Genomic DNA, 17,937 nt, shown 5'->3' on the forward strand with positions numbered 1-17,937 from the left:
ACATGAAGAGAAACAATTGGAAACCGGCGTTTGCGCTATTGACCGTAACCGCCCTCCTTTTTGGGCAAGGCGTGGGTACGATCTACGCTCAAGGTACGACAGCACCGACACAAGCCGGGGCAACTGCGCCATCGGGACAGGCGATACGCCAAGCTGTGTTTACCTTTTCAAACCTAGCCAAGCAAGCAAAAACGACATACGCATCCAATGGAATTGACAAGACACCAGGAACTGTTTTGCGTTTTACGAGCGAACCGGTCACATTGGATGGGGTCAACGAGTCCTTTGCTTACTTCTACAGTGTTCCGCGTGCAACCATTGGAAGCAACAACTATCTGGAAATCTCATTTAGTCACTCCGAGCTGCTGAACGGCACACGTTCTACTTTGACGGTAAGTGTCGACGACAAGCCGTTGAAAAGCGTGTTTTTAACCAAGGAGACTGCCCAGCAAGGGAAAATCAGAATACCGCTGGGAGCGGACGAGACGGCGCTCGGCTTCCACAAAATTACCATCACCAAGCATAGCCTGCTCACCGACAACATTTGCGACGATCAGAACGATCCTGCGAACTGGGTAAAAATCGATAAAAGCTCCTTTGCTTTTCTGGATACGCAGGCCGTAACCTCGTCTGCCGATCTGTTGAGAGAGTACCCGGTACCGTTTGTAGAGCCGGGCAATTCGACTGAAGTGTTTACCAAGATCGTCGTTCCTGATGCCGCCGATCAAGATGTGGTAGCAGCCGCACTGAAGGTAGCCACATCCTTGTCTGCCCAGACAGCTACGAAACGCCCGATCCCGATCATGACAGAGAGCGAGTGGAAAGCAAAGGGAGAATTGGGACACGTCATCGCGCTCGGCAATCCGGAAGGCTGGACTGGCCCGCTTAAAACACTGGTTGCTGAACAGGGGATTGCAACCAGGGAACAAAAGCTGGGGCTCGATTACTATCAGATGAGAGTGAATCAATCTGCTGAGGCCAAGCTCATGCTCTTGGTGTCGAGAGGCAAGGAGACAAACTTTGCCGAGACGATTCATCTGCTGACAGATAAGGAAATGAACAAGCAGTTGGCAGGGAATCAACTGACTGTCAAGCAGGTTCCCCGTGTACAGGCAGCAGAGCAAAGTCCGATTTCTCTGTCGTTGGCTTCAGGCGGATATTCGCATGTGATGCTTGAGCACGGAAGCAGCCGTACCGAGCAGGTGACCTTGAAAATTCCGTCTCATTGGAAGATTACCGGGGATGTCACGCTTGATTTGAAACTGAAGATTTCCCCACTGCTCATGCAAAAGTACGAAGGGGAAGATAAGCCACAGCACCAGTTGACTGTAACGGTAAATGGCGTACCTTATACGGTCATGCTCCAGCAGTTGAAAGCAGTGGACGATAACGATAACTACCACGTGAGTATTCCCATTTCACAGTCTGTCATCAAAGAGGCGAATCATGCTCTGACGGTCTCTTTCTCGGCTTCGATGAACCAGAAGGGGGATGTGTGCGCGCCTGAGAACAACATGGGACGTTGGGTGTTTGTGGATAAGGAAAGTAGCCTGAACGTGCCACACGAGGTACCTGCACAGCGCAGCTTCCGATACTGGCCCGCTCCTTATGTGCAGGATGCAGGATTGAAGGACACCGCCTTCCTGCTGCCGGAAAAATGGACAGGTTCCTATTTGTCCCAGTTTTCGATGCTAATGAATAATATGCTGTCGGAGGTAAGCAATCAGAAGGGAAGCTCCTTCGTTATTTTCCAGGAACCGCTGAACGAGAAGGCCTTGCAGGAGATCGCCTCGTACAATGTGATTGCAATGGGGGATATTGAGCAGTACCCGAGTTTGCAGAAGGTTCAGGGACAGCTTTTGATCAATGAGGCCAAGCAGTTGAACCAATACCACGTCATTAACGAGACGAGCCGTTATGTGGCCTGGGTCCAGCCCTCGATCTGGAATCAAGAGCGGACGTTGAGTGTTTTCCAATCCGCAGACAAGAGTAAGGCTAGTCAGGGAACCTTCCTTCATGCTGATCTACTTGAATATCTGAAGAATTCCAACGAAGATGGGCAAATTGTTGTGATGAGCAAATCAAACGAGGTTCTCTCTATTCAGCTCGAAGATCATGAAGAGAAACAGACAAAAGGCATAAATGAGGTAGTAGGCAATATCCCGCTCTGGTTAATCGGAGTGATTTTGGTGGTATTCCTGATTGTATTGGTGATCTTTATTCGCTTGTTGAAAAAAGAGAAAGAAAAGTCTCGTAGACGAAAATAGTGTAAAAACATGAAGAAAAACAGGGATCAGATGCCGCATAGGTAACTGTCCCTGTTTTTCTTTTTAAATAACGGGGGAACGGAGACATCTGATTGTCTTTTGATTTTTGTTCAGAAATTGTTGAGATGACCCTAGTAGACTAGGTAAAGCTACATGTCGGAGGTCTTTATGCCTATGGAAATAAAAGTTACGAGACAGTAACTTTGGTTGGTAGTGAAAATAGGAATATATTACTATAATAAAATAGTCCGAAAGGTATGGTTGGATAGGATGGGAGATAGCGTTTTGGATGAATAGCATTCTGATTGTTGATGATACGGCGTTTACGAGACATGTGCTGCGCAGCATATTTGAGACATTAGGACTGCATGTCGTTGCGGAAGCTGCTTCGGGAGAGGAGGCTGTTAGAAATTACTGCTTGTACAAACCATCACTCGTCACGATGGATATTACCATGCCCGGCATGAACGGTTTAACTGCTTCACGCAAAATCATGGAGTTGGATAAGGATGCCAAGATCATTATTTGCTCAGCAGTGTCTAGGCACGATACCGTCATTAAGGCGATTCAGGCAGGTGCGCGGGATTTCATCGCGAAGCCGCTGCAGCTGGAGCGAATCGAATGGGCTGTCCAAAAAGTGCTGGGAACAGGGGTAGATATTCGTCGTAGGGATAGACATGTGAAACAAATAGCTGAGGTGTTAGTATGAAAGTTTTGATCACAGGTGGTTATGGGTTCATCGGTTCTTTTGTCGGGGAGAGATTTTATAAGGAAGGGTATAAAGTTTTCATCCTCGACAATCTCAGCTCAGGCAATCAGAAGAATGTCACATTTCCGCATAAGGCATACGAGCTGGATGTAGCGGATAAAAAATGTGATGAAGTATTTAAGAGCAACAAGTTCGATGTCGTCATACATTTAGCGGCCCAAGTGAGTGTTGCTGCATCCATGGAGGACCCCCTGCTGGATTCGAATACGAACATTCTTGGACTCGTGAATATGCTGAAGCTATCGAGCAAATATGGTGTGTCCAAATTTATTTTTGCGTCATCAGCCGCCGTTTACGGCATGAATGAAAATACACCGTTACTCGAAGATTCAGCGTGTGATCCGGTATCTGTTTATGGAATAAACAAGCATATCGGCGAAATGTATTGCCGCAAATGGACGGAAATGTACGGTTTGCGAACGGTAGCCTTTCGCTTGGCGAATGTGTACGGCCCCAGACAAAGTTCAGTAGGGGAAGGCGGCGTTATCTCTACTTTTTTAACCCAGATCAACAATGGGAAAGAAATAGTTTTGCATGGGGATGGCAGCCAAACGAGAGATTTTATTTATGTAGAGGATGTAGCTGATGCTATTTTCCGTTCCGTTACCGCGGATGATACCGGTGTGATGAATTTGTCTACGAATCAGGAAAGCAGCATTAATGAGCTGATTGACGTTCTCGGGGCTAACCAGCCTCTCCAGGGAATCTTACGAAGGGAAAAACGCCCAGGAGACGTAGATAAGTCGGTTTTGGATAATACGCGGGCAAAGAGAAGGCTAGATTGGATCCCGATGTATTCATTAGCGGAGGGGCTGGAAAAAACGGCGCAGTGGTATCAAGAGACCATCGCAGAGAAAGAACAAGAGCAAGAGAGCGAAGCGAAGAAAACGATCCTTTGGTTCCGTTCATGGGATGCAAGGCCGTACATAGAGAACATTCTTGCTTTCGTTCTGGTGATTTTCGCCACAGTTGGAACGGTTAATAGCGGTGTCTTTGATCTCAAGCTGATTTACATCGTGTTGATTGGCGCCATTTACGGAACGAAGCAATCCCTCTTGTCTGTTATCCTTGCTTGTGGACTTTTCATCGGAGAAAGCCTGCATAATGGACGCGATGTCGTATCGCTCTTATATGACGCGAATGTTCTGTTTCATATCGCTGTCTATTTTATTATCGGGATTGCTGTTGGTTATTCGATCGACAAACGAAACAGGGACGTACTGTCAAAGGAGCTGCAAAGGCAGGCCATTGAAGAAAAGTACGATTTTTTAAAGGACATTTACAATGATGTACTGTTGGTCAAGCAAGAATTACAGCAGCAGATCGTGAATTCGGAAGACAGCTTTGGAAAAATCTACAACATCACCAAAGAGCTGGACAGCCTCGAGCCTGAACGGGTATTGCAGAAATCGGTCAAGGTACTGGAAAGAATCATGAAGTCCGATGAGATCGCTATTTATACGATGAATCAAAATGGCTCTTTCTTGCGATTGATGGCCAAATCGAATAAAGCGGGCTTTGATCTGCCACGATCATTGAAAATGAGTGAGCATGCTTATCTTACTGAATTAATGACAATGAAGAAGATCATCGTGAATAAAGAGCTACGTCACGACATGCCCCTTATAGCAGCTCCTATTTTTGACAAGGGAAAAATGGTCGCGGTGGTCACATTGCAACAGCTCGGATTTGAAAATTTTACAATGTACACCCAAAACCTCTTCCAAGTCGCCGTTCAATTGATCTCATCCGCTTTGTCCCGTTCTCTCCGATACTTAAACTCTACACAAAAGGACCGATATCTTGAAGATACCTCTATCCTGATTCCTGCTTATTTTTCAGCAATGGTGAAGAACAAAAGGGATGCCAAGCAACAGTTGAACACTGACTTTACCCTTTTGGCAGTGGATTCAGCGCAAATGGACCATCATACTCTTTCTGCCTATATCGCCAGTTCTCTTCGCGAAGCAGATTATATGGGAATGGACGAAGCAGGAGATGTCTATATCATTCTCTCCAATTCCAACGAGGAAGAAGCCAATATCGTGATTGATAGACTTGGTAGACTCGGTATTGCATCGAGAATTGTGCAGGAGAAAGACCAGGATCGCTTCTCCCTGAAGGATGGCGTCTATGCTTAATCTAGTCCTCCTCCATGTCTTGGTGTCTGTTGGTTACAGTTGGATGCAAAGCCGCGGCAAAAACAAGCAGGTGCTTATAATGCGAATGCTTGTTGCTGGCTTTCTTCCCATTTTTGGCCTCCTGTTATTGGGGATTACGGATGTGTACAAACGAACATCGAAAAAGAATGCGAATGAACTGATGCTAGAAAGCGATTTGCTGAAACTAGCTGAGGGATCGAATATTTTCCGAAGAGCGGACTTGGAAAAGGAAATGAACATCGTACCTGTGGAGGACATTTTGTTTTTGAACGACACGAGCACGCGCCGAAAGATGCTGATCGATGTCTTGAAAGAGCAGACCATTTGGCAGATCGGCACATTGGAGACAGCCTTGCAAAACGAGGATTCGGAAACGGTCCACTACGCGGCAGCCGCTCTAACGGAAATGCGTCGCAACCTTCAGCTCCAATTGCAGGATTTATCAGTGAAATACGAGGAGAACAAGCAGGATCTTGAGGTTTTACGCGCCTACGCAGACGTATTGAAGAAGTATCTGGACAGTTCACTCATTGATCAACGCACCTTTGTGAAATACAGCTACACGTATTCGTTTGTTTTGGAGTCATTATTGGACATTTATCAGGAAGAAGAAAGCTATTTTGTGGACAAAATCAATTGCGAGCTGGTGAACCAGTCCTATGAAAAAGCCGCACAATACTGTCATTTGTTTCATGAGTATCATCCGGAAAGCGAGCAGCCATATGTCATGTCGCTTAAGCGCTTCTTTACGATCAGAGACTACGCAGGTTTTGTGGCAGAAATGAATCGGTTAAAAAGCTCGTCGGTTAAAATCTCCCACGCTACGCTGATGATGATTCGCTACTGGAACGATGAGCAAGACAAGAGTATTGAGCATTGGCATGACGATGAGCAAGACGGCGATTGGGAGGAAGTCGCTGTTGCACAGGAAATAGGTACGAATCTGAAAGAGATGAGCGATACAAAATGAGAATGACAAGGTTCAGGAGAAGGAAAAGAGACAGGGAAAATGACAGAGAATGGAGCAAGTCGAGGTCCAACGATATTCCCGTGAAAAAAAACATCTACATCATTCTGATCTTTGTGGCGATTCTGGGGATCACCATAGAAGCTACCCGATCTCAGTTCATCCTTCAGGTGAGCAGTAATAAGTCAGAAAACTCGGGAGTGCAGACTGACGAGCCGAAGCAAAACGCGATCAGTCAAGAGGAAATCGCCAAGCTAGTAAGGGAGAAATTCCTCATTCTGCATGATCCCAAGGATGAGAGCAGCATGGCAATCGCGAGGAATGTGGAGCAAGTGCTGCGGTATATGAAAAAGGAGTACGATCTCGCTGACGTTAAGCAGTTCTCGCAGCCTGATCCACAATACATGACGGTCTTTGTCACCATAGAAAATCTGGGCATGCTAGCCAATCTCGATGGGTTGATGCAATATGCGCACAATGGTGGAAATGTGTTCTTTTCACGTACGCCTGAATACAATGACAGCTTGTACCGCATATACCGAAAACTAGGGATCAATTCCATCAATCTCCCTATCGTGACAAACGGCATTCAGATGACATCCAATCTCTTGATTCAAGGAGAAGATGCAAAAATCGGCGCAGATTCCATTGTTAATTCCTCGATTCCCGTAGAGCTGGATAGGCAAGCGAAGGTTCACGCAGTTTCTGCCGACAATATGCCGTTGCTATGGGAGACTCGGTATGGACAGGGAAAGGTCATGGTCTATAACGGGACGAATATGCAATCTGCAATGAACAGAGGACTGATTGCTGGTGGCATCAGTTTATTGAATCAAGATTTCATGTACCCCATTTTCAATATGAAAATCATGTATATTGACGATTTTCCGGCCCCTTTTCGACAGGGGATCGAGCCGAGTATTTACCGCGAGTACCGCAAAGATATTCCCAGCTTCTATCGGGATGTGTGGTGGCCGGACATGATCAGGCTTGCTGCCGATTACGATGTGACCTACACGGGAGCTATTATCAAAACCTACAATAACCGAGTTGCCCCGCCCTTCACTGATGAGGAAGGAACGGATTCGAACAATTTGATTACGTACGGCAGGGATTTGTTGAAATTAGGTGGCGAATTGGGCATCCACGGATACAATCATCAATCACTGGTTACCGATCAAGCGACGGCGAGCCATTACGAGTATAAGGCTTGGCCTGATGAAGCAAGTATGGCTGAGTCACTAACGTATCTGGACAATTATATCAAGAAGGTCTTCTCGTCATATGACATACAGGTGTATGTCCCGCCTTCCAACGTGTTGGGAGAGGAAGGGCGTCGAGCGCTGAAAAAGTCTTTCCCTGATCTGAGAGTCATTGCCTCCTTGTATGCGGAATCAGATAGCATGCACGAATACATTCAGGAGTTTTCCGTGGCCGAAGATGGCATTGTAGAGCTGCCGCGTATTACCTCAGGATACAGTCGCACAGACATTCATGATTGGTACATAACGAATGCGATCACATCCATCGGTGTTTTTTCTCATTTTGTTCACCCAGACGATGTGTTGGACAAGGAGAGAAGCAATAACAAGTCGTGGTCGGAATTGGTAAAAGACTTCCAACTCATGATGGAAGAACTTTACCAGCAGTATCCATGGCTGCGTAGCCAGACTGCTTCCGATGCGGCAGCAGGTCTTGAGAGCTATATGCAGACGGATGTATATATCTCGCATACGGATAAAAAAATGACAGGCTACATGAACAATTTCTCCGAAGAAATGTATTACATCTTGCGGACAAACAAAAAAATGACGAGCTTGGTCAATTGCACAGTAGAAAAAATAGAGGAAGGCGTCTATCTCGTGCATGCAACGGGTGCAAAATTTGAAATAGGACTGGAAGAGTAAGCGATGAAAATTTGTCTGATTGCCGAAGGATCTTACCCTTATATTACAGGGGGAGTCTCTAGCTGGATTCATTCCTTAATCGCTAGCATGCCAGAGCATGAGTTTATCATTTATGCGATTGGTGCAGAAGAGAAAAACAGGGGGAAATACGTCTACCAGCTCCCCCCGAATGTGGTGGAAATCAAAGAGGTATTTCTGGATGCCTATCTGAAAGAAGAGGCTGCACCGGGCAAGCGTCTGGGTCTGACTGAGGATGAGCAGCAAGCGTTGCTTTCGTTGCTCGATGGCAGCAAAGGCGACTGGCATGCTCTGTTTTCCGTGTTGTCGGGGAGTAAGGTGCCATCCGTAGCCGAGTTGCTAACGAGCAAGGACTTTTTCGAGGTCATTCAACGTCTTTGCGAGCAAAAATACCCGCAAATTCCTTTTACCGAAATGATCTGGATGATTCGCTCGATGGTGTTGCCGCTATGTCTGATCATTCAAAACGGCATGCCGCAAGCGGATTTGTATCACAGTGTTTGTACAGGATATGGCGGTGTAGCAGGGAGTCTCGGGAAGTATCTGCATGCGAAGCCGTTTTTGCTGACGGAGCATGGAATTTATACCCGCGAGCGGGAAGAAGAAATTATCAAGGCAAACTGGATCAAGGGTCACTTTAAAGATATTTGGATTGATTATTTCCATAATCTTTCTGCATGTGCTTACTCCTACGCGGATGAGGTAATCACATTGTTTGAGCGAAACAAGGAAATTCAGATCGAGCTAGGCTGTGATCCTTCCAAAGTCTCAGTGATCCCGAACGGTGTAAAAGTGAGTGATTATGCTGACATCGTGGAGGAAAAAAAGAACGACACAATTACCATTGGCGCTGTCGTCCGCGTCGTACCTATCAAGGATATTAAAACAATGCTGCAAAGCTTCGGGCTCGTCAAAGAACAAGTGCCACACGCAACCTTTGTTATCATGGGCCCGACGGATGAAGACGAGGAGTACTACACAGAATGCCTGCAATTGGTCGACAGCCTGCAACTGGAGGATGTTACGTTTACAGGTGCGGTCAATGTGAAAGAGCATCTCGGAAAAATGGACATGCTTGTTTTGACCAGCATCAGTGAAGGCCAACCGCTCGTTATTTTGGAAGGGATGGCATGCAGAAAGCCCTTCGTCACAACGGACGTGGGAAGCTGTCGGGAATTGTTGTACGGAAATGGTGACAACTATGGCAACGCAGGGATAACGGTACCCGTTATGCATTTTACCCAAATTGCCCAAGCGATCATTACATTGTCTCAAAACGAACCATTGAGACGGCGTATGGGCAGATGCGGATTCCAGAGAGTGTCAGCTATTTACACACATGAGAACTTCTTGGCGGGATATCGCAATATGTATCGGAAATACGAGGTGTAAGAAACATGGCGGGCATTGGCTTTGAACTGAAGAAAATGTTTCGGAATAAAGGGTATTTGTCCAGTGTGAAGGCGTATGCATTTTCTTCGCTGGTCACAGTCGGACCGATGCTGATTTGTATGGTCATGATCACGGTGCTACAGCAAATCCTGCTTCAATTGAATGTCAGTTATTTGGAGCGGATGTCTTTTTTAGCCGCTGTCGTTTATGCATTCGTGTTTTCGCTGTTAATTACCTGCGGTTTTTCCATGGTCATTTCTCGCTATATTGCAGACAAAATTTACTTGCGCGAGTACAACGACATCATTGCGTCTTTGTATGGAGTTATCGCTGTATGCCTGGGCTTGGGGGGAATTCTCGGCGGTGCTTTTTACTGGCTTGCACCTTTGCCGTCTGGCTTTAAGCTCGTAGCCTACCTTCTTTTTGTGGAACTGATTGTCGTATGGCTGCAATCCGCCTATTTGTCCGCATTAAAGGATTATATGCGCATTATTCGCGGGTATTTGGCGGCTGTTGCCGTTACGCTTCTGGCTGCGTTTCTGCTGTTGAATCTGACTGAATTGGAAAAAGGAATCGCAATGCTGATTTCTTTGGATCTTGGCTTTTTTACAATGATCGTTCTGTCGATGGTTCATCTGGAGAGCTATTTTCCAAAGCGGGAGAGGAACTACTTTGATTTCCTGAAGTACGTGAAAAAATACCCAAGCCTGCTGGGGGTGGGTCTCTTTTGCTCTCTCGGCTTCTATGTACACCATTTTATTTACTGGCTGGGGAGTCCGCTTCAAGAAGTCGTGGCGAATACATACGTGATTGCGCCATTTTATGACGTGCCTGCGTTCTATGCCTCCTTGAGCATACTGCCTACCATGGTCATGTTTGTTGTATCAGTGGAGACCGCTTTTTATGAGAAGTATCGGGCGTATTACGGGACGATATTGGGCACAGGCTCGGTGCAGGATATCAAGCGGGCAAAAACAGACATGGTCCAAACGTTGATGCAAGAACTTAGCTTCATGATGGAAGTGCAGCTGTTCTTTTCCTTCGTTGCATTGGCTCTGGGAATTACGCTGCTTCCGCACATCGGTTTTACGTCCGAGCAGATGGAGCGGTACAACATCCTGGTTATCGCGGGATACTTGTACGCTGTTATGTTTGTGATCGTGCTGATGTTGCTCTATTTTGACGATCGGAAGGGAGCGCTTGCGGTGACGACCTTATTTCTCATCAGTACGGTTGTCATCACCATAGCGATGCTGCCCCTTCAGAACTACGGTTTTTCATTTTTTATGGCTTCGTTTCTTGCGCTGGTAGCCGGTCTCGGCAGGCTGATCTATTACTTGAAAAATATCGATTATTACACCTATTGCCTACAGCCGCTCTTTGTCAAAGGAAAGCGAATGGAATAGATGGGGACTGATGGATTGGGGAGGACTTAGGTTGAAGAAAAAACGATTCATACTGAGCCTGCTCGTAGCATTAGGAGTTGTATCGACTGGTTGTACACAGGATGTACCTGAACCGCCAGTGTCAGACAACTCGTCAGCAACGAGTCAGGTGGCGCCAACTCAGCAGATGAACGAGGGGCTAATTGAGAATAGAAGCGTATACGATCAGGATGTGGATGGGAGCATCGTCCATTTATATGTGACGATAGTCAACGAAGAAAATTCAAAACTGAAAACAACCACCTTTTCGGAACTCAATCTTGCTCCTAGCGGACGGAATGAAAAGGGAGAAGATCTCCAGGCCAAAGTCATTATGCAGGAAGGGACGGAGGAGGGGCCGATTCAAGGCTACTTTGGTTTTGGCGAGACGAGAGCGAACGGAACGATTGAGCTACGGGGGGAATCGAGCAGGAGAGCGGAACAAAAATCGTACAAAATCCGTTTGTTCGAAAGTGCAGGATACTGGCGGGATCAGCGCAACATCAACTTAAGCAAGCACAAGTCTGACATGACGCGTGTTCGACAAAAGCTTAGCTTTGATTATTTCGAGCAGATGCCGAATATGACCAGCTTGCGGACGCAGTTCGTTCAGGTGAAAATCAAGGATTTGACCAAAAAAAATCCGGACCGGGACTTTGTTGATTACGGTTTGTTCACTCAAATTGAACAGCCAAACAAAACATTTTTGCAGGCACACGGATTGGACCGGAATGGAAACTTATACAAGGCTATTGATTTCGAGTTCCATCGCTACGAGGATCAGATCAAGCTGGCGACCGATCCTACCTACGACAAGAAGGCATTTGAGAAAATTTTGGAGATCAAAGGTAGCGAGAACCATGAAAAGCTCATTGCCATGCTAGAGGATCTCCATAATCCTGCAATGAACACGCAGGACTTTTTGGACAAGCATTTTGATCGGGAGAACTACTATACATGGCTGGCATCCAACCTATTGATGGGGAATCACGACACGGCTGTTCACAATTTTTATTTATACAGCCCAAGCAACTCGAACAAATGGTATTTCCTCCCGTGGGACTATGACTCAACATGGGGATTTTTCGAAGAAGAGCTCAAGCGCAGTCCAGAAAAAGGACTCGGTCAATGGCAGTTTGGCATCTCCAACTACTGGGTGTCGAACCTGCATCGCCGCATTTTCAAAGACCCGGAAAACGTCAAGGCACTAAACGAAAAGGTTGAGGAAGTCAGCAAGATCATTACGAAAGAGCAAACGGAAAAATACTTGAAGAGCTATTATCCGATTGTGAGCAAATACGTGCTGCAACTACCTGATTTATATAATTTGCCGCTGGATGTCTCCTATTTTCACAATGAGCAAGCGCTTCTCTCTGGTGAACCAGAGCGTAACAAAAAGAGGTACTATGAACGCCAAGAGAATCCGATGCCCTTTTTTATGGGAGAGCCAAGAAAAGAAGGAGATAGACTCATTTTTGCTTGGGACCATTCCTATGACCTGCAAGGAGACGATCTGACCTACGATTTTGCTGTCAGTTACGATCCTGCGTTTACGAAGATACACGCGCAGGCAAAGGGGCTGACAGGAGTCCAATACACGATAAACGATCCGGGGAAAGGTCGCTTTTTCTGGAGGGTGATTGTACGCGATAGCAAAGGGAACGTACAGACGGCATTTGACAGAGTAGAGCCGGAGGATGCGATTTATCATGGGGTGAAGGAGTTCGTGTTGAAATGAAAGGAATACAGAGCACGGGCATCCAGCTCGGCAACAAGCGATTGCGGCATGAGTTGAAGTATTATCTTCGGCTGAGTCATTACGAGCCGCTACGGCAGAAATTGCGTCTGATCGCGACTCCTGACCCTCATTCTGTAAGTGAGGAAGGGTATCATATTCGGAGCCTGTATTTTGATGACTATCACGACACGGCTCTCTATGAAAAAAACTACGGGGTTTTTCAAAGAAAAAAGTATCGCATCCGCATTTACAACAAAAGTGATGCGGTCATCAAGATGGAGCGAAAGAGCAAGTTCGGCGGATACATTTGCAAAGAGTCAGCGTCGATTACGCGAGATGAGTATGAACGGATTTTGGCAGGCGAGGTTGAGTTTTTACGCGAGACGGAAAGTGCTGTGCTGCGAGATTTTTATTTGTCGTGCAAGAATCATCTGTTTCGGCCTCGTGTCATCACGGATTATGTTCGAGAGGCGTATTTGGTGAGAGAAGGGAATGTCCGAATTACGTTTGATAAGTACTTGAAGGCAAACGTCAATTCGCTTGATATTTTTGACGAACACATCATGATGGTCAGAGCGATTCATCAGCCCATGATGATCATGGAAGTGAAGTACGATCAATTCCTGCCATTCAATATTAGACATTTGCTACAAAACCTGAGTAATCAGCGGTCGGCTATCTCCAAATATGTCATTTGCAGAGAGGAAACGAAAAAGTACTATAATCTTTAGTGTGAGGAGAAGTCGAGAAACTATGGACACGACCAATACGATTAATTTTCAAGATATTATCAAAAAAAGCGTCTTAAAAATGGACCAGTTCGCCAGCATCTCGATCATCGATACCATCATAGGTCTTGTGCTGTCGGGATTGCTTGGTTTGTTCATCTACTATATTTACAAGAAAACGTTTCGTGGCGTTGTCTATACGCACACCTTTAACATCACGCTGGTGGCCATGGCCATGCTTACTTGCCTGATTATCATGACGATTAGCACGAATATCGTACTTTCTCTTGGGATGGTCGGCGCCTTGAGCATTGTGCGGTTCCGTACCGCCATCAAAGACCCGTTGGATATTGTCTTCATGTTTTGGTCGATCTCGGTAGGTATTGCGACCGGGGCAGGTGTGTACCCGGTTTCCGTCCTAGGATCATTGGTGGTGGCGGCTGTCATTGTCGTATTATCCAAGCGGCAAATGAGAGATGTTGCTTATCTGCTCATTATTACCTATCAGGATCAAGCCAATGACGGGGTCAAATACCAGTTGAACAAGCTAAAATACACCCTGAAATCAAAGACAGTCAACAAAGAGATGGTGGAATTGATTGTAGAAGTAAAAATCAAAGGAGATAATACGGCATTTGTTCAAGATATTTCAGAGGTAGAAGGTGTGAAAAACGTATCATTGGTTAGCTACGATGGCGATTATGCACCATAGCTGATTCTACAAAAAAATCCCTTTCTGACGACTCCTTTACAGGCTGTCAGGAAGGGATTTTTTCTTTGATGATCAGTCTCGTACTTGAACCTTGCCGAGTGTGTATCTTCCGTCCGCTCTTTTTCCTTCCATGGCAAATTGAATACCCGGTTCTTCCGTATCGGGATCGAGGATCGCTACACAGAGTGTATATGTTCCTTCTGGAAGATCATCGGGGATTTCCAAGCTTTGCTTGACGGTTTTCTTGCCAGGAAGCCATTTGCGGATGTCTTCGTCCGTTTTGGTCTTGGCTACGATCTCCCCATCTTCATCCGCGAGTGACAGCTCGAGAATCCACGGGAAATAAAAAGGAGCGACACCGCGGTTTTGCCAATCCATGGTCACAGCGAGGCTTTCTCCGGGCTCGACTGCTTTGGCATGTGTCTCTTTGGTGATGGAGAAGCGGTAGCCAATCGTGTTTAAAAAGCGGTCCAAATATTGTTGTTGTTCGCCATCTTTTTCGAACCGTGCAGGGGTATTGGGGCCAAGCCAGCTAATATGCGAAGCTTTGGCTTGTGAGATCACCTGGTTAATGGAAGAGCGAGTAAAATAGCTGTTTAACGAATCGGATGGAGAGAACTCCCCACCGCTCGGTGCATATTTCCAAAAGTCAGGCATGGCAGGCATTTTCTCTTTGGTCAGCCAGGATACATAGCCCTTCTGTATCCAGGACAGGTAGCTGTCTGTATCATCTTTGTTGCCGAACATGTCGTTAAACAGCCCCAGTTTGTACTCCTTGGCGACTGGATGTGGTCTTCGCATCAGTAGTATGGAATCAGGGAAGTTATCCAGATACGGTTCGACGTACTGATCCGTGATTTCTGTCGCAGGGAAAGGAATAGACGTATCGGTGTGCCATTCTCCCCAGTGACCGAGGCTTCCTAGCTGTATGAAAGCAATGCGGGGATCGTCCTTGTAACGCTCTCCCAGAGCGTCAATCAACTGTTTGTGGTATTGGATGACCAATGGATTGCTGTAGTTGGGACTATAGCCTTTGCCATAGTCGTTTCGATACCACTCGCCATCTTCAAAGTTGTCATTGTCCCCGCCGATCTCGTTGTATAGCCAATCCGGTATCTCCATGTCCGATTTTTTATGGGGAATATCCATAACGATACGGAGGATGAACTTGACATCCTTTTCTGTCCATTCTTCAAACCGGATCGCATCTTCGACCTCATCAAATGCATAATCCCCTTTGGTGGGCTCGAGCATCCTCCAGGTAAGATTGGCATAGACGAGGGTGTGTTCTTGCTCATTATTACTTGTCCGTGAGTCGGGAGCCAGTCCCATATACGGGTTTTGGAGCACGTCTTGAGTTTGTTTTGGTGAATAGGTTGCCGTTCCATAACTGGAGGCGGCGGCAGAGGAAGGTAGAATGCAAAAAGCAGCGAGAAGTACGCTGTATAGACCACTTCTGATCTTCATGAGTGCCCCCCTAAATCTAGTGAGAGAGTATTATTACTTTTGTTCAGTCTCCTGTTTCCATATGTGATACCACTTGGTAATATGTTCGTTTGCAGCAGAGCCGAGTTCAGTCTCCCACCGAGAGGTCAAGAGTTGATACTGTTCTTCTACTGCCGCATGATCGTCCAAAGAAGCGTACAACTGCATCAAGATCATGTAGCTGTCCTCTTCAAGCGGGTGCAAATGCTGAATGCGTTGGTTGACGTTGATCGCCTCTCGTACTCTGCCGTGTCCCAAATAGAAGCTGCTCATTGTTTTGGCGAGCTGTAGCCACATTCTGCGGAGTCTTTCCCGCTCGTACTCTGCCCACAAATAGTCGTAGTCTCCGAAATAATCGCCTGTATACGTCGCTAGCATTTGCTCATACTCCTGCATATTGGCAAGAGAGAGGGGGAGTAATTGTTTGAGACGATTCTCCCATTCCTCCACATCGATCGTAGCTGAATCAATCGTCAGCTTATAGCCGCCTTCTAAATTGCCTTTGTTGATCGATATCGTTTGGAGACCATAGCGTTTCAAGGTTTGCCGGATGAGGTAAATCGTCGTATATAGCTGGGTCACGCCTTTGCTTCCATCATAGTCCGGCCACAAAAGCTCGATAATCGAATCCTTGTCAATCATCTTGTTGCGATGATGCAACAAATACGCAAACAGCTCGCGGGCTTTATTCGTGCGCCACTTGATCTCCTGCGGCTCCTGATTTGACTGGTGAAACAAAATACTGTTGAAGCATTGGATGGAAACGACTGATTCTTCTTTAACAGGCTCGGCTTCCTGCGCGGACTTGATTCTCTCACGCAGACGGTCCATTGTCTTTTGCAAGCGTTGAAGCTGTACGGGCTTCATGATGTAATCCAGTGCGCACAGCTCAAAAGCATCAACGGCGTACTTATCGTACCCTGTGACAAATACGATCTCCGGGGAGTTATCGATTCCTTGCAGACGTTCTCCGATCTCCAGTCCACTGATGCGTGGCATATTAATATCCAAAAATACGACATCTGGTTGAAGGGATATTGCTTGGTCGATCGCTTCGAGAGGATTGGTGTAGGCTCCGACTACCTTAACGCCGCCAACATCTTTTTCTAGCAATCGTTGCAGATGCATCAAGGGTAGTTGCTCGTCGTCTACCAATAAGGCTCTCATCCACTGTCTCTCCTTCAAAAAACGATAAAATGCAACAGAGTGTCTTACCACTCTGATTTGTCCATACTCTCTACTCTATCATCAAAAGAGAGGTTATCCAAACCTTTACAGTGAAAGGAAATGTGAATTTTTAGCAAGCGATGGAGGTCAGAACACGCTCAAGCTCGTCAAATGATACAAACCGGGCTTGCCGAAATACTTCTTTTCCGTCCATAAACAGCAGGATAGCTGGAGCAGTAAATACGAGATACTCTCCGGAAAGATTGGGTATTTTCTCCATAGATACCACCATACTTTTCACTTGTGGATATTGTTTCAGAAGTTCTACCGTTCTAGCGTAGGTGACATCGCAAACACCACAGTTTGCCGTTTTTATAAACAACAGACTCGTCGGATGACGTTCAATCTCTGCAAGTAGTTCAGTCAGTTCGAGATACTCCTGCATGGTTCGGTATACCCACCTTTCGTCGCCGTACATTTCTACTAGAATAGCATAAAAAAAAGTTTGCCTCATGAAACGACAACGGAGGTAATCTCCAAGGGAATGAAAGCGCTTTTCCAAAAAAACATTAAAAAAGTTGGATATTTTTGCAACAATTTTCCCTGATGCACAGTCTGTAATGGTGAAATTTTCCTCAAAAAGCAGGAAGGAGGACATATGGTGTTATCTTGGTATGTCATCATTCCCATTCTTTTCGTAATGGCAGTCGCTATGTATACCGACCTACGCCGCCGTCTCATTTACGACTGGCTGACGCTTCCGGGAATTGTATATTTTCTCGTTCTGCATGCATACCTTCATCCAGAGAAATGGCTGACTTATGCGATGGGAGTTATTGTGCTGGGGGGAATTTCATTACTTATGGCGGTGATCAGCAACGGTCAGATGGGCGGAGGAGATATTAAGCTGCTCGCTTTGGTCGGCGCGGCGGTTGGATGGCAAGCGGGGTTGGTCGTGCTCGTGCTTACGTATCTGCTTGCGGGAGTCAGTGTGCTTCCCATGTGGGCCATCGCCAAAATGACAGGCAGGATGAAGCTCGGACGAGAGATCCCGTTGGCTCCATTTGTCGCCGGTGGGACCAGTATCATGTTGGTCATGATCATGTATTCCTAGTGCCTTTCTCATGGGTTGGTGGGTTCAGAATCTTGGCAATAAAACGACAAAGTATGAACATGAATGGATTTTTCGGAAAAGAGAGGG

General features: G+C 46.3%; 14 protein-coding genes. 11 read left to right on the forward strand and 3 right to left on the reverse strand.

The window, feature by feature from the left end:
• Positions 1–2 precede the first annotated feature (2 nt).
• The 10 genes from AB432_RS03350 (at position 3) to AB432_RS03395 (ending at position 14,084) form a co-directional block, all read left to right on the forward strand.
• Positions 3–2,267, forward strand: a complete 2,265-nt coding sequence (locus AB432_RS03350) for a cellulose biosynthesis cyclic di-GMP-binding regulatory protein BcsB (protein WP_048031011.1) — start codon at positions 3–5, stop codon at positions 2,265–2,267.
• A 289-nt stretch (positions 2,268–2,556) separates the two neighbouring features.
• Positions 2,557–2,976 (forward strand): response regulator, encoded by a 420-nt coding sequence (locus AB432_RS03355; RefSeq protein ID WP_048031013.1) that lies wholly within the window; start codon positions 2,557–2,559, stop codon positions 2,974–2,976.
• Positions 2,973–5,177 carry an NAD-dependent epimerase/dehydratase family protein gene (locus AB432_RS03360; RefSeq protein WP_048031016.1) on the forward strand — a complete coding sequence of 735 codons (2,205 nt, stop codon included), beginning with the start codon at positions 2,973–2,975 and terminating at the stop codon, positions 5,175–5,177. The genes AB432_RS03355 and AB432_RS03360 overlap by 4 nt, the downstream gene beginning before the upstream one ends.
• On the forward strand, positions 5,170–6,168 hold the full coding sequence (locus AB432_RS03365; protein WP_048031018.1) for a hypothetical protein: 999 nt from the start codon (positions 5,170–5,172) through the stop codon (positions 6,166–6,168). Before AB432_RS03360 ends, AB432_RS03365 begins: the two co-directional genes overlap by 8 nt.
• Positions 6,169–6,248: 80 nt before the next feature.
• Positions 6,249–8,072 carry a DUF2194 domain-containing protein gene (locus AB432_RS03370; RefSeq protein WP_048031020.1) on the forward strand — a complete coding sequence of 608 codons (1,824 nt, stop codon included), beginning with the start codon at positions 6,249–6,251 and terminating at the stop codon, positions 8,070–8,072.
• A gap of 3 nt (positions 8,073–8,075) precedes the next feature.
• Positions 8,076–9,482, forward strand: a complete 1,407-nt coding sequence (gene pelF, locus AB432_RS03375; RefSeq protein ID WP_048031021.1) for a GT4 family glycosyltransferase PelF — start codon at positions 8,076–8,078, stop codon at positions 9,480–9,482.
• A 5-nt stretch (positions 9,483–9,487) separates the two neighbouring features.
• Positions 9,488–10,888 (forward strand): exopolysaccharide Pel transporter PelG, encoded by a 1,401-nt coding sequence (gene pelG / locus AB432_RS03380; RefSeq protein WP_048031022.1) that lies wholly within the window; start codon positions 9,488–9,490, stop codon positions 10,886–10,888.
• A 31-nt stretch (positions 10,889–10,919) separates the two neighbouring features.
• Positions 10,920–12,644 carry a CotH kinase family protein gene (locus AB432_RS03385; protein ID WP_048031023.1) on the forward strand — a complete coding sequence of 575 codons (1,725 nt, stop codon included), beginning with the start codon at positions 10,920–10,922 and terminating at the stop codon, positions 12,642–12,644.
• Complete coding sequence (locus AB432_RS03390; RefSeq protein ID WP_048031024.1) at positions 12,641–13,375, forward strand: polyphosphate polymerase domain-containing protein; 735 nt, start codon at positions 12,641–12,643, stop codon at positions 13,373–13,375. The genes AB432_RS03385 and AB432_RS03390 overlap by 4 nt, the downstream gene beginning before the upstream one ends.
• 22 nt (positions 13,376–13,397) lie before the next feature.
• A complete protein-coding gene (locus tag AB432_RS03395) occupies positions 13,398–14,084 on the forward strand; it encodes a DUF4956 domain-containing protein (RefSeq protein WP_047072385.1) in 687 nt (228 codons plus the stop codon).
• Positions 14,085–14,156: 72 nt separating this feature from the next.
• Here the strand turns inward: AB432_RS03395 and AB432_RS03400 are convergent, their stop codons facing one another.
• From AB432_RS03400 to AB432_RS03410, 3 genes are all read right to left on the reverse strand, one after another.
• The gene (locus tag AB432_RS03400) at positions 14,157–15,551 is read right to left on the reverse strand and encodes a DUF4832 domain-containing protein (RefSeq protein WP_048031025.1); all 1,395 of its coding nucleotides are present in this window, start codon (positions 15,549–15,551) and stop codon (positions 14,157–14,159) included.
• A 33-nt stretch (positions 15,552–15,584) separates the two neighbouring features.
• Positions 15,585–16,736, reverse strand: a complete 1,152-nt coding sequence (locus AB432_RS03405) for a response regulator (RefSeq protein WP_048031026.1) — start codon at positions 16,734–16,736, stop codon at positions 15,585–15,587.
• A gap of 130 nt (positions 16,737–16,866) precedes the next feature.
• Positions 16,867–17,250, reverse strand: a complete 384-nt coding sequence (locus AB432_RS03410; protein WP_235617601.1) for a thioredoxin family protein — start codon at positions 17,248–17,250, stop codon at positions 16,867–16,869.
• Positions 17,251–17,394: 144 nt separating this feature from the next.
• Here AB432_RS03410 and AB432_RS03415 point away from each other — a divergent pair, with 144 nt between their 5' ends.
• Positions 17,395–17,850 carry a prepilin peptidase gene (locus AB432_RS03415; RefSeq protein ID WP_048031027.1) on the forward strand — a complete coding sequence of 152 codons (456 nt, stop codon included), beginning with the start codon at positions 17,395–17,397 and terminating at the stop codon, positions 17,848–17,850.
• Positions 17,851–17,937 lie beyond the last annotated feature (87 nt).

It is taken from the genome of Brevibacillus brevis (genome assembly GCF_001039275.2).
GTDB classification, from domain to species: domain Bacteria; phylum Bacillota; class Bacilli; order Brevibacillales; family Brevibacillaceae; genus Brevibacillus; species Brevibacillus brevis_C.